Source organism: Nocardioides endophyticus (assembly GCF_039543845.1).
Lineage (GTDB): Bacteria > Actinomycetota > Actinomycetes > Propionibacteriales > Nocardioidaceae > Nocardioides > Nocardioides endophyticus.
Genome location: NZ_BAABKN010000019.1, coordinates 46371 through 59211 on the forward strand (window position 1 = coordinate 46371; position 12841 = coordinate 59211).

Here is a 12841-nt window from a genome sequence, read left to right on the forward strand (position 1 = left end):
GCGGCCCCGCGAGCTCAAAAGAGCAGGCTGACCCTCCGCGCAACCACGACTGCCTCGTGACGTCAGTGCGCCCCCAGCCGTCCCGCGATGACGCGCATGTAGATCTTCACGCGCTGCGGGCTGAGATGGAGCCGCGCCACCTCGGCGTACGAGAAGCCGAGAGCGACGAGCGAAAGAACGTCGACCTCGCGCGCAGTCAGCCAGACGGCGGAGGAGTCAGGCTCCGGTTGGAGGATGCTCGAGATGCTCCCCAGCCGGGTCAGCACATCAGGGTCGGCCACGCTCGACATGAGGGCTCGCAGTTCCGCGTGAGCCTCGCGCACCTGCTCGACGGCCCTGCGTGCGGCATCATCGGCTTGTCGTTCTGGGGCGAGCTGGGAGGCTCGTCGATCGATGAGGTCCCAGCGCTCCAGGTCCTCTCCGAGTCGAGCCTAATGCCGTCGCCCAAGACCGGAAAGTCGTTCTCGTGGCTGATGGACTCGACCGTCCGGTAGTCATCGACGGCGACCATGTGCTCACCCGCCGCGGCTCGCCTTCCGCCCCCGGATCCCCTCCGAACGGCCAAGCCAGTCAGCAGGTCGGTCGTCGTCCCGGCGAAGAGACGCGGGGCGCTGACGGCTACTTCAATGCAGAGTCACGCCAGCCATCCCAAGCAGTAGACCGAGAAGAACAGTATCGGCGACGATCGCGACCCCGTATTCGCGAGCCCTCTTGGCCTTGCCGCTGAGGGAGTCTGGATCTGCGGTAACCAGCAGGCGCGTCTTTTGGTCGGTCCGCCGACGCGAAGACCGCGTTCGACCAATGGCGATTCGAGGGCTTCGCGAGGATTGTGGCCCGAGCGGGCAAGGGCGTAACCGCAGGGCGCGCCACGTAGCCTCGATCCACCGATGAGGTTGGTCGGGTGAGCGCGTTGTGAAGTGAGAATGCCCTTACGGGCTGGGGCAACCTGTCTTCTCTAGGGACCGATTTCCACCATCACGAAGGGCATCTCGTAGATGCGACTTTGCCACACGCCCCGCGCGACCTCGGCAGTGTCCGATGATCCGAATCTCGTGTCGTCGGCCGGACTGGTCCGGTTCTCGCGCTGGCCCGCACGGCTGGACTCGGCGAGCTGGGGATGAGTGCGATTCATGATCGACCGCTCGTAGCAAGGACTTGGCCATCGCGCTCAACCTGCATCAATCCACGGCTCGTCTGGGCTACCACCGTCGGGCGGAGAGCCGCCGCTTCATGAATGCGAAGCCGCTCACAGCATCTGGCCGGCCTTGTCGAGCACGACGCGGAGGATCTGCTCGATCTCGTCGAAGTGCTCCTGAGTGCAGATGAGGGGCGGGGAGAGCTGGACGACCGGGTCGCCGCGGTCGTCGGCGCGGCAATAGAGGCCCTCGGTGTACAGCTGCTTGGAGACGAAGCCGTAGAGGATGCGCTCGCTCTCCTCGGCGCTGAAGCTCTCCTTGGTCGCCTTGTCCTTGACCAGCTCGATGCCGAAGAAGTACCCGTCGCCGCGGATGTCGCCGACGATCGGCAGGTCAAGCAGCTTCTCGAGGGTGGCGCGGAACGCGTCGGTGTTGCCGCGGACGTTCTCGAGGACCTTCTCCTCCTCGAAAATCTCGAGGTTCTTGAGGCCGACAGCCGTCGAGACCGGGTGGCCGCCGAAGGTGTAGCCGTGCAGGAAAGTGTTGCCGTCGCGCGAGAACGGCTCGAAGAGCCGGTCCGAGGCGATCATGGCGCCGAGGGGCGCGTAGCCCGAGGTGATGCCCTTGGCGCAGGTGATTATGTCGGGCTGGTAGTCGAAGCGCTCCGCGCCGAAGATGTGGCCGAGGCGGCCGAAGGCGCAGATGACCTCGTCGGAGACCAGCAGGACGTCGTACTCGTCGCAGATCTCGCGGACCCGCTGGAAGTACCCGGGCGGTGGCGGGAAGCAGCCGCCGGCGTTCTGGACGGGCTCGAGGAAGACGGCGGCGACGGTGTCGGGGCCCTCGTTCTCGATCGCGACGGCGATCTGGTCAGCTGCCCAGCGCCCGAATTGCCCTGGGCTGAGGCCTTCCGGAGCTCCCTGCTCGGTCGCTCGGTACTCATTGGTGTTGGCGACGCGGAATGTTGAGGGGACCAATGGCTCGAACTGCTGCTTGAGTGCCGGAAGACTCGTGATGGACAGCGCTCCATGAGTGGTGCCGTGGTAGGCGACCGCACGGGATATGACCTTGTGCTTCATCGGTTTGCCGGTGAGCTTGAAGTAGTTCTTGGCGAGCTTCCACGCGGTCTCGACGGCCTCGCCGCCGCCGCTGGTGAAGAACACCCGGTTGAGGTCGCCTGGCGCGTAGCCCGCGACCTTCTCGGCCAGCTCGATCGCACCCGGGTGCGCGTAGGACCACAACGGCATGAAGGCCAGCTCCCGGGCCTGCTTCGAGGCGGCCTCGGCGAGGTCGGAGCGGCCGTGGCCGAGCTGGCTCACGAACAGCCCGGCCAGCGCGTCGAGGTAGCGTTTGCCCTGGTCGTCGTAGATGTAGGCGCCCTCGCCTCGGACGATGACCGGGATGTCGGCGTCGGTGTGGCGAGCGAAGTGCATCCAGAGATGGTCGTGCGCCGACCTCTGAAGTCGCCGCCCGCCGTCAGCGGTCAGGTCGTACTGTGAAGTGCTCATGAGGCTCCGTCCTTTCGGGCTCTCGGCCTTGGTGATGTGGGTGGCGGACAGCGGCGCCCGGCAGCCGCGTTGTCCCGGCTAGTCGTCCCTGGCGATCGTGCTCCGTGTCCCAGTTCCGAGCACGTCGGTTGCGTCGACAGATGCGGCGTCGACCGATCCCGCCGACGAACCGTCATCGTCCATCAGCCCCTTCGTCTCCGCCTTGAAGATCCGGAGCGCTCTGCCGCTGCCCTGAGCCAACTCCGGCAGCTTGGTGGCACCGAAAAGCAGGACTAGCACCGCCAAGATGATGAGAAGCTCGCTGGCTCCCAGCCCACCAATCAGCAGGGGAGATGCGCTTACGACGCACCGCCAGACTGGTGCTGCTCGTACGGGTGTTCTCCAGTTCCCACCGCGAACTCGGAGATCGCCCGAGGCATCTTGATGCCGGGTCGCAGCGCGGGATCCGGCACAGCCGGAAGTGCGCGAACCTCGAGAGGGATCACCCCGGCCCATGCGTCGAGTGCCAGGTCGGCCTCCTCGTCGGCCGGGGGTCCGTTGCGCGTCTTGAGCGACACCTCGTCCAACGGCATCCGGAGGACCTTGGTGGCCTTGAGCTCCTTCTCCGTAGGCCGCCTGACATCCGACCAGCGATCGGGAACCAAGGCATTGGTGAAGGCTTCGAGGGCCAGTTCCTTCTCGGCGGCATCCTCGACCTCAGTGACAGCGCCGAGCACGACGACGGCCCGGTAGTTGACCGAGTGGAAGAACGCCGATCGCGCGAGGACGAGGCCGTCCATCAGTGATGCCGTGACGCACACGCGAGGGGCCTTGCTCATCGTCCGCAGGGCACGACTGGCCGAGGAACCGTGGAGGTAGAGGAAGTCACCGACGCGAGCACACAGTGTGGGGATCACGTACGGCTGGTCATCAACCACGAATCCCATGTGGCACACGAGCGCCTCGTCGAGGATCGGGTCGATCAAGTCCCTGTCGTACGACGCCCGCTCCGGGTAGCGCTTCAGGGTCGTGCGGTCGGTTCGTTGCATGACGCGTCCCGCCGCGCCAGTTTCGTTCGTCATATGCCTGTAGTCCTTTCCATCGGTTGCTGATGCGGGGACGATGCGGAGATGCCCGCACGTCACCGAACGCCCGTTAATGCGACTGTTACGTCGCAAGCTCTTTGAGGGGATTGACGGATGCCCGTTCACTGCTAGTCTCGCATGCCATGACACAGAACAGCAACTGTGCTGGCACAGGTCCTATCATCGGCGTGGCCGCCAATGAGGGACCGATCAGCTTCGGGCCTTGGTCGCGCCCTGCGGTATTTGTCCCGAGCGCCTATCTCGAGCGTCTGCGCGATCTGGGAGCCGTGCCGGTGTTGCTGCCACCGGGGGTGCCGGCGGAGGAGGTCGTGACGCTCCTGGACGCGCTCCTGCTGATCGGTGGTGCGGACGTCGACCCCTCACACTACGGAGCAGACCCGCACGAGATGACAGTCCCGGCTGACGAGCCGCGTGACGTCACCGACCTGGCCCTGACCCGTGCAGCGATCGCACGCGACCTCCCGATGCTGGCCATCTGCCGAGGTCTGCAAGTTTTGAACGTCGCCCTCGGGGGGTCCCTCACCCAGCACCTGCCCGAAACGGTCGGCCATCACGATCACCTGGCCAGGGCTGACGAGTTCGTCCGCCACGAGGTCAGCCTCGTGAACCCGGTCACGGGCGCCCGTGAGATCTCGTCGGTCCCCTCGTATCACCATCAGGCGCTCGATCAGGTAGCGCCTGATCTCGAGCCCTGGGCATGGGCGCCAGACGGAACGATCGAAGCCGCCTGTCACAAGACCGCGACCTGGATCCACGGGGTGCAATGGCACCCGGAGATGGGAGATGAGTTGAAGGTGTTTGACCAGTTCGTCGCGGTCGCGATCGAACGTCACGACAAAGGGGTTGAGGGCAAGCGATGAGCCAGCGACGTAATGCCGGTAACCGCGTCGGGATCGATGTCGGAGGAACGTTCACGGATGCGGTCATGCTGGACCCCGATAACGGGCTGTCCGTGACCAAGGTGCCAACGACGCCCCCGCAGTTCGCACGAGGCGTGCTCGCGGCACTCAGCGCGATCGCCGAGCGAACCCAAGTCCCTGTGGAGGCCATTCAGTACCTCTCCCATGGCTCGACCGTGGCTACCAACGCCATCGTCACCGACCAGCTCGCGAGGACCGGGCTCCTGACGACCAAGGGCTTCCGAGACGTTCTGGAGATCGGCACTCAGCAGCGCGCCACACTCTACGACCTTGGCGAGTCGAGAAAGCCGCCTGTCTCCCCGCGAGAGCTGAGGCTCGAGGTCGACGAACGCGTGGGGCCTGACGGTGACGTCGTCCGACCTCTGATGGTCGAAGACGTCGCTCAGGCCGCACAGCGATTCCGCGACGAAGGCGTCGAGGCCGTGGCCATTGCGTTCCTCTTCTCCTTCGCGAACGCCGCGCATGAACGTCAGGCTCGGGACCTGCTGCTGGAGCTCCTACCCGGGGTGCCCGTCTCGATCTCCAGCGAAGTCTCTCCAGAGTTCAGGGAGTACCAGCGCACCAGCACCACGGTCCTGAACGCATCACTCCTACCACTCGTCGGTGGGTACCTGGAAGAGGTCGTTGAGGGCGTTGAGCAGCGCGAGGTCCCCGCAACCCTGCTCATGATGCGATCAAACGGCGGCTTGGCGCCGGCCTCGGACGCGGCCAAGCTGCCGGTCAGCCTCGTCGCCTCCGGCCCGGCAGCCGGAGTGATGGGTGTGGCAACCGTCGCCCGGCACGTAGGGGTCAAGAACCTGCTCACATTCGACATGGGTGGCACCACTGCCGACGTGGCCCTGGTCCTCGATGGCCAACCCCAGTTGAATTTTCGCGGTGACGCCGGCGGCCATCCCATCAACCTTCCGCAGATGGACATCCTGTCGGTCGGAGCCGGTGGCGGGTCGATCGCGTCAGTGGATGGCTTCGGTGCTCTGAGGGTCGGCCCCGAGAGCGCGGGGGCCGACCCGGGGCCCGCTGGCTACGGCAAGGGAGGTGACCGGCCGACCATCACGGACGCGCACCTAGTCCTCGGCCTTCTCCCGACCGGCCGCGTACTCGGGGACTCGGTCCGGCTGGACGTGGCAGCAGCCTCCGCCGCCATCGAGGAGCACGTGGCCCGGCCGCTAGGCATCGGTGTCTACGAGGCGGCCGAGGGCATCATGCGGGTCGCCAACGCCAAGATGGCCACCGCGCTCCGAGTCGCCTCGGTCTCGCGAGGTCACGACCCACGAGAGCTGACGCTTGTCGCCTTCGGCGGCGCGGGGCCTATGCACGCCGCGGCATTGGCGGACGAGCTGGACATGACGACCGTGCTCATCCCTCCGGCCCCCGGCGCGGCGTGCGCCCTGGGGCTCCTCCTGAGCGACGTCCAGTACGACATCACGCAGCCCTGGACCAAGCGGGATCGTTCGCTACGCGCAGACCTCGTGGGGCCTGGCCTTGAAACGGTCAAGAAGGAGGGGGAACGACGTCTCCAAGAGGCGGGCTTCGCAGACGAGGCGTCGCGCGTCGAGCTGTCCGTGGACATCCGCTACCTCGGCCAGGCCTACGAGCTCTCCATCCCGGTCACCGAGGGCGTCGACGACGACGCCATGCTCGCGGTGACCGAGCGCTTCCATTCGGTCCACAAGGACACCTATGGCCACGACTTGCGCCATCTCGACCTCGAGGTGGTGAACCTTCGGGGGCGCGCCATCGGCCCCGTCGCGAACTCGGTGAGCCAGCTCGCGCGGGTGGCCTCGGCAGCTCCGACGGCCGAGATGGGAACCCGCGACATCGGTGGGGTGGGACAGCGGCTGCCACACCGGATCCTGAGCCGGGCTGCGATCGCGTCCGACAAGCCGGAGTCAGGCCCGCTCGTTCTGCAGGAAGACGACACCACCATCCACGTGCCGCCCGGCTGGACGGCCAGCAGGGGCGAGTTCGAAACCGTCATCCTCACCAAGGAAGAGGTCGCACGATGACCAACCCTGTCGCGGTCGCGGATCCACTCGACCCGGTCACCCAGGAAATCCTCTCCAGCGCCTTCGTCGCGATCGCTGAGGAGATGGCGGCGGTCCAGTACCGCGCGTCGTTCTCTCCGATCATCCGAGAGATGGAGGACTACTCGTGCGGGCTGTTCGACGCCGACGCGCAAATGATCGCCCACGCGGAGGCGATTCCCGCGCACCTCGGGGTCATGCAGTTCGGACTCCAGGTCGCGCTGACCAAGTTCGGCACTCTCGACGAGGGCGACGTGCTGATCGTCAACGACCCGTACCGGGGTGGCACGCACACACCGGACGTCGAGATCTTTATGCCGATCTACCACCAAGGGAAGCTGCGCGGCTACGCCGGCTCGGTCACGCACCACATCGATGTTGGCGGTGCCCAGTCAGGTGACAGTGCAGACTGCACGTCCCTCTTCCAGGAAGGGCTCGTCCTCCCTGGCGTGCTTCTCGTTCAGCGCGGTGTGCGCAACCAGGCACTGTTCGACGTCATCGCAGCCAACGTCAGGGCGCCGCAGTCCACGCTCGGCGACCTCGAAGCGCAGATCGCTGCCTGTCGCCGCGCGGCAGAACGCCTCGTCGAGCTGTGTGATCACCACGGTGGTGCCCTAGTCGCCAATGCCATGAGCGCGCTCCTCAACGACACCCGAGAGCGGGTCGTCGCCGAGCTGAGCTCCTGGCCAACTGGAGAGGCAAGCGCAGTCGGCTACCTCGACTTCGACGTCTACGACATTGACACGCCTGTTCGTGTCGCGGTCACCGTGCGGGTCGAAGACGGCATGCTCGTCGTCGACGCGAGCGAGAGTTCCGACGAGGTGAAGGGCTCGATCAACGTCCCATGGTCCAGCACCTGCTGCGCTGCGTACTTCGCCCTTCGATCACACCTCGGACCCGATCTACGGATGAACGACGGCATGATGCAGCAAGTCCGGGTGCAGGCACGTGAGGGTTCGATTCTGAATCCGCGCCACCCCGCCGGCGTCGGCGGTAGGCACGCCACAGCGCAGAGGTTCGCAGATGTTCTCTGCCTCGCCATCGGACAACTGGTTCCTGACCGAGCGGCGGCTTCGAGCCATGTGTCGTTCCCGACGTTCAACTTCCAAGCGAAGGACCCGTACACCGGCAGGCTAGTAATGATGGCAGACGTCATCGGCGGTGGTGGCGGCGCGACTCGACAGGCGCCTGGTGAAAACGGCGTCGACAGCTACCTCGGCAACTGCGCGCTCCTGCCGGTCGAGGTGGCCGAACTGGAGTACCCGTGGCGGATCGAGCGCACAGAGTTGATCGACGGATCGGGTGGGACCGGAAACCAGCCAGGCGGGATGGGCATCCGCCGGGACTACAAGTTGCTGACTGGTGAAGCAGAAGGCCCGTACTACATCGAGCAGAGCCTCCCGATCAACGTCGCTCAGGGAGCGCAGGGCGGTCACAACGGCAAGCCGGCTCGGGTTCGGCTCCAGCGCGCCGATGGCACCTGGGAGGTCATGCCTCCCAAGGGCTATCTGCGCATCAAGCAGGGCGAAACCATCTCGTTTGAGAGCGCTGGCGGGGGCGGCTACGGTGCCCCAGCCGGTTCTCAGGTGCAGGACTAAGGAGAGCAGAGACTCATGAGCAACGAATCGTCCCGCGGCAACGTCGGGTTTATCGAGAAGCACGGTCTCTGGTCCGACGAGCAGCGAGCCGCTGCCGAGGACCTGCGTGTACGCATCGAGAAGGAAGGCATCAGCCGTATCCGCATCGGTTGGGTCGACCAGCACGGGCTCATCCGTGGAAAGACTCTGCTCGTGCCGGACTTCCTCAGAAGTCTTGTCGACGGCCGTGACCTCCAGGGCGCTTTGCTGCTCATGGACACGACCAACAACCCGGTCAAGCCCTTCTTCGCTGACGGAGGTGGCCTCGGGATCGAGGAGATCGAGGGCATGTCGGACACCGTCATCGTGCCGGATCCGCTGACGTTCAAGCTCGTCCCGTGGTCAGCTGGGAGCGGCTGGATTCTCTCGGACATGTACTACACCAACGGGCGCCCCTCCAGCCTCTGCACCCGCAGCATCATGCGCAAGCAGGTCGACGAGCTGGCCCGTCGCGGCTACACCTACACCGCCGGCCTCGAGGTCGAGTTCTACATCACCAAGCTGCTGGACCCGAAGCTCTCGCCGGAGTCGTCGGGCTGGCCGCCCGAGCCGCCTGAGGTCGAGGCGATTGCGCACGGTTTTCAGTACCTCACCGACAGCCGCAACGACGAGATCGAGCACATCCTGCTTCCGCTGCAAGACGCGATCCTCGGGCTCGGGCTTCCGCTCAACAGCATGGAGGACGAGTGGGGCCCGGGTCAGTGCGAGTTCGTCTTCGACATCGCGCAGGGGCTCGAAGCCGCCGACAACATGGTGTACTTCCGCACCGCCATCAAGCAGGTCTGCCGGCGAATGGGGTACCACGCCACGTTCATGGCGAGGCCCGGACTGCCGAACTTCTTCTCCTCGGGATGGCACCTGCACGAGTCGCTGACTGACGTCGAGACCGGTGAGAACACTTTCGTCTCGGAAGGCAGTGACTACCTGTCCGAACTCGGTCAGCACTTCGTCGGTGGCGTGCTCGAGCATGCCAACGAGGCGAGCATCTTCGCGACGCCCTCGGTCAATGGCTACAAGCGGTACAAGCCGCATTCGCTGGCTCCCACGAACGCCAGTTGGACCTCGGAAAACCGCGGTGCCCTCATCCGAGTGATCGGCCAGCCCGGCGACAAGCACACGCACATCGAGAACCGGGCCGGCGAACCCATGGCCAACCCTTACCTCTACATGGCCTCGCAGATCGTCGCGGGTCTTGACGGTGTCGACCGCAAGGTCGACCCGGGGCCGGCGTCGACCGGCGACCCGTACGCTTCCGGCAAGCCGCCGCTGCCGCGCAACCTCTACCAAGCGGTCGAGGCGCTCAAGAACAGCGACCTCTATCGACGGGCGTTCGGCGACGGCTTCGTGGACTACTACGCCTCGATGAAGGAATTTGAGATGGACCGCTTCATGGGCGAGGTCACCGAGTGGGAGCACCGCGAGTACTTCGAGATGTACTGACGCTGACGCTGGGCCGAGCAGCGGCGCCAGACACGGCGCCGCTGCTCGGCCCAGCCGCTGAACACACTCCCCGCCCGCTGGTCCGGCGCGCCTGAACACTGCGGCGACAGAGCCAAGTCCTCCCTCTCGGCATCGCGCAGGTCATCCCTCGTGCTGCGCCGAGGCGCAACCTCGCGAGGAGCGAGTCATGACGCATCACCCGTCCGCCGCAGAGCTGGCGCAGTCCTACCTGACCCATGTCCCGAAGGGTCTGTGGATCAACGGCGCTAGTCGAGACGCGTCCGCCGGCGCCACCTTCGACGTTGAGGACCCGGCCACACAGTTGCCCATCGCCCAAGTTGCCGACGCGGGGCCGCAAGACGCCTCCCGGGCTCTCGACAGTGCCGTGCAGGCCAGCCGGGAATGGGCTTCCACGTCGGCCCGCGATCGCTCCACGGTCTTGATGAACGCCCATCGGCTGGTGCTCGAACGTCGCAGCGAGCTGGCGGCCTTGATGAGCCTTGAGCTGGGTCGAGCCCTGCCAGACAGCTACGCAGAGCTTGCTTACGGCGCCGAGTTCCTCAGGTGGTTCGCCGAAGAGGCCGTGCGGATCAGCGGCCGATTCATGGAGTCCCCGGGAGGCTCCGGGCGAATCCTGGTCGCTAAGGAGCCGGTAGGGCCGTGTCTGGCCATCACACCGTGGAACTTCCCATTGGCCATGGGCACGCGCAAGATCGCGCCGGCACTCGCCGCTGGCAACACGATTATCGTGAAACCCGCTGCGGAGACCCCTCTCACCATGCTGGCGCTAGCCGCGCTGCTGTCCGAAGCAGGCCTTCCGCCGGGGGCCCTGGCGATCGTTCCAACGACGCGGCCCGCTGAGGTCGTAAGTGCGCTCATGCAAGATGACCGACTGCGAAAGGTCAGCTTCACGGGTTCGACCCCGGTCGGGCGCGAGATTCTGCGTCAAGCAGCTTCGACGGTCCTTCGCACCTCGATGGAACTCGGTGGATGCGCACCTTTCATCGTGTTCGACGATGCCGATCTCGACCAGGCTGTCGTCGGGGCACTGGCAGCCAAGCTGCGCAACGGTGGTCAAGCGTGTACGGCCGCTAACCGGTTCCTAGTGCACGAGCGCGTCGCGGACGAATTTGTCGAGAAGTTCTCGAAGGGACTCGACCTTCTCCGATTGGGGCCTGGGTGCGATGACGGCGTCACCCTCGGGCCGCTGGTGAGCCGTGGTCAGCAGGCCAAGGTCGCCCAGATCGTCGATAGTGCCCTCGCTGAGGGCGCACAACTTCGCATGGGCGGCCATCTGCTGGAGGGTCCGGGCTACTTCTTCCCTCCAACGCTCATCGACCGGGTTCCCTTGGATGCCCAATGCACGCGCGAGGAGGTGTTCGGCCCCGTCGCTCTCGTCAGTCGATTCACAGACGAGGCCGACGCACTGGCGGCCGCGAATGCGACGGAGTACGGGCTCGCCGCCTACTTCTTTAGCACCGACCACGAGCGCTGCATGCGCGTCGCCGGCAACCTCCAGGCCGGCATGGTGGGGGTGAACCGCGGGATCATTTCCGATGTCGCTGCCCCATTTGGTGGCATCAAGCAGTCAGGGCTCGGACGTGAGGGCGGGGCCGAGGGCATCGAGGAGTACCTGGCGACGAAGTACGTGGCCCTTACGTGAGCGCACAACCTCCTGCTCCCTCGCCAGAACAGACGGGCCGGAGAGCCGCGATGTCTTCAGAACTGACCGTCGACTGGCAGCGCCGCTGGCAGTCCTCGGTCATGAACACCTATGGCACGCCGAGCCTGGCTCTCGTGTATGGCGAAGGCATCAATGTCTTCGATACTGAGGGACGCCGCTTCGTCGACTTCACGGGCGGTATCGCCGTCAACACGCTCGGGCATCGCCACCCGGCGATCATCCGGGCAGTCTCAGAGCAAGTGGGCCGACTCTGTCACACGTCCAATCTGTTCATGACGCCTGGCGTCGTTGAACTGGCCGAGAGGTTGACTGCCCACCTCGCTCAACCCGCCAAGGCGTTCTTCTGCAACTCTGGAACGGAGGCGAACGAGGCCGCGCTCAAGATCTCTCGTCGAACCGGGCGGCCCAAGATCGTGGCGGCCGAAGGAGGATTTCACGGGCGGACTCTAGGAGCCCTGTCCGTCACGGGCCAACCCGCAAAGCAGGACCCGTTCACTCCACTCTTGCCCGACGTGCAGTTCGTGCCCTACGGGGACAGTGCAGCGTTGGAGAGAGCCGTCGACGACCGCACCGCCGCGGTGGTCCTCGAGCCAATCCTCGGCGAGGGGGGCATCGTCGTACCGCCGGCGGGCTATTTGTCGCAGGCGAGGCGGATCACTCGCGAGTACGGGTCACTGCTCGTACTCGACGAGGTACAGACCGGCGTCGCGAGAACGGGATCCTTCTTCGCGCACGAGAGGGAGGGGATTGACCCTGACGTCGTCACTTTGGCCAAAGGTCTTGCGGGAGGACTCCCCATTGGCGTGTGCCTAGCAACGGAGGGAGCGGCAGACCTGCTCCAGCCAGGGGATCACGGAGCCACGTTCGGTGGGAACGCCGTCAGCGTCGCTGCGGCTCACGCTGTGCTTGACGAGATTGACTCGGCAGGTCTGGTAGATCACGCAGCACAGATCGGACGAATGCTGCGGACGAGCATCGAGCACCTTCAGCACCCAATGGTGGCATCGGTGAGAGGGGCTGGGCTGCTCATTGGCCTGGAACTCAGCTCGGCCACTGCAGGAAAGGTCGTGCAGCTCGCGCGCGACAGCGGGTATCTCCTCAATGCGGCAACCCCCAACGTTGTCCGACTGGCGCCGCCGCTCATAGTGACGAGCGACGACGTCCAACGGTTCGTGTCGTGCCTGCCGGCCATCCTCGACCGTGTCGTGAAGTAGTAGGACCTCAACTGTTTCTCCGCAGCCCCGTCGCCGACGTGACGCGTCTTTGTTGCGCGCACTGATGTACGGCGATCAGTGAGCGCCGAGATGTTTCGGGATCGTGAACATCGCGTCTCTGCTGACCGGAGCTCTTGACGAGGGCGCGAGCGAGGTAGGAAGGTAGCCGCACACGAAGCCACTACAGTGTGGC

At 65.5% G+C, this 12841-nt stretch carries 11 protein-coding genes; 7 read left to right on the forward strand and 4 right to left on the reverse strand.

Features of this window, described 5'->3' with window-relative positions:
- Window positions 1-62 precede the first annotated feature (62 nt).
- Window positions 63-281, reverse strand: a complete 219-nt coding sequence (locus tag ABEA33_RS14900; RefSeq protein WP_345527600.1) for a LuxR C-terminal-related transcriptional regulator — start codon at window positions 279-281, stop codon at window positions 63-65.
- Between the two features lie 27 nt (window positions 282-308).
- On the opposite strand from ABEA33_RS14900, the gene ABEA33_RS14905 reads away from it, so the two are divergent.
- Window positions 309-494, forward strand: coding sequence for a hypothetical protein (locus ABEA33_RS14905; RefSeq protein WP_345527602.1), 186 nt, complete (start codon window positions 309-311; stop codon window positions 492-494).
- 752 nt (window positions 495-1246) lie between these two features.
- Here ABEA33_RS14905 and ABEA33_RS14910 read toward each other — a convergent pair.
- From ABEA33_RS14910 to ABEA33_RS14920, 3 genes are all read right to left on the reverse strand, one after another.
- The gene (locus ABEA33_RS14910) at window positions 1247-2644 is read right to left on the reverse strand and encodes an aspartate aminotransferase family protein (RefSeq protein WP_345527604.1); all 1398 of its coding nucleotides are present in this window, start codon (window positions 2642-2644) and stop codon (window positions 1247-1249) included.
- Between the two features lie 78 nt (window positions 2645-2722).
- Entirely contained in the window at window positions 2723-2971 is a 249-nt protein-coding gene (gene tatA / locus ABEA33_RS14915) for a twin-arginine translocase TatA/TatE family subunit (RefSeq protein WP_345527990.1), read from the reverse strand.
- A gap of 11 nt (window positions 2972-2982) precedes the next feature.
- Window positions 2983-3834: a pyridoxamine 5'-phosphate oxidase family protein gene (locus tag ABEA33_RS14920; protein WP_345527605.1), complete on the reverse strand. Its 852-nt coding sequence runs from the start codon at window positions 3832-3834 to the stop codon at window positions 2983-2985.
- Window positions 3835-3851: 17 nt separating this feature from the next.
- Here ABEA33_RS14920 and ABEA33_RS14925 point away from each other — a divergent pair, with 17 nt between their 5' ends.
- The 6 genes from ABEA33_RS14925 to ABEA33_RS14950 all read left to right on the forward strand — a co-directional run bounded on the left by ABEA33_RS14925 (window position 3852) and on the right by ABEA33_RS14950 (window position 12648).
- Entirely contained in the window at window positions 3852-4589 is a 738-nt protein-coding gene (locus ABEA33_RS14925; RefSeq protein ID WP_345527606.1) for a gamma-glutamyl-gamma-aminobutyrate hydrolase family protein, read from the forward strand.
- Window positions 4586-6655 carry a hydantoinase/oxoprolinase family protein gene (locus ABEA33_RS14930; RefSeq protein WP_345527607.1) on the forward strand — a complete coding sequence of 690 codons (2070 nt, stop codon included), beginning with the start codon at window positions 4586-4588 and terminating at the stop codon, window positions 6653-6655. Before ABEA33_RS14925 ends, ABEA33_RS14930 begins: the two co-directional genes overlap by 4 nt.
- Window positions 6652-8271: a hydantoinase B/oxoprolinase family protein gene (locus ABEA33_RS14935; protein ID WP_345527608.1), complete on the forward strand. Its 1620-nt coding sequence runs from the start codon at window positions 6652-6654 to the stop codon at window positions 8269-8271. The genes ABEA33_RS14930 and ABEA33_RS14935 overlap by 4 nt, the downstream gene beginning before the upstream one ends.
- Before the next feature lie 15 nt (window positions 8272-8286).
- On the forward strand, window positions 8287-9750 hold the full coding sequence (locus ABEA33_RS14940; protein ID WP_345527609.1) for a glutamine synthetase family protein: 1464 nt from the start codon (window positions 8287-8289) through the stop codon (window positions 9748-9750).
- A 187-nt stretch (window positions 9751-9937) separates the two neighbouring features.
- A complete protein-coding gene (locus ABEA33_RS14945) occupies window positions 9938-11413 on the forward strand; it encodes an NAD-dependent succinate-semialdehyde dehydrogenase (protein ID WP_345527610.1) in 1476 nt (491 codons plus the stop codon).
- Between the two features lie 50 nt (window positions 11414-11463).
- Window positions 11464-12648, forward strand: a complete 1185-nt coding sequence (locus tag ABEA33_RS14950; RefSeq protein WP_345527611.1) for an acetylornithine transaminase — start codon at window positions 11464-11466, stop codon at window positions 12646-12648.
- The last annotated feature ends 193 nt before the right edge of the window (window positions 12649-12841 follow it).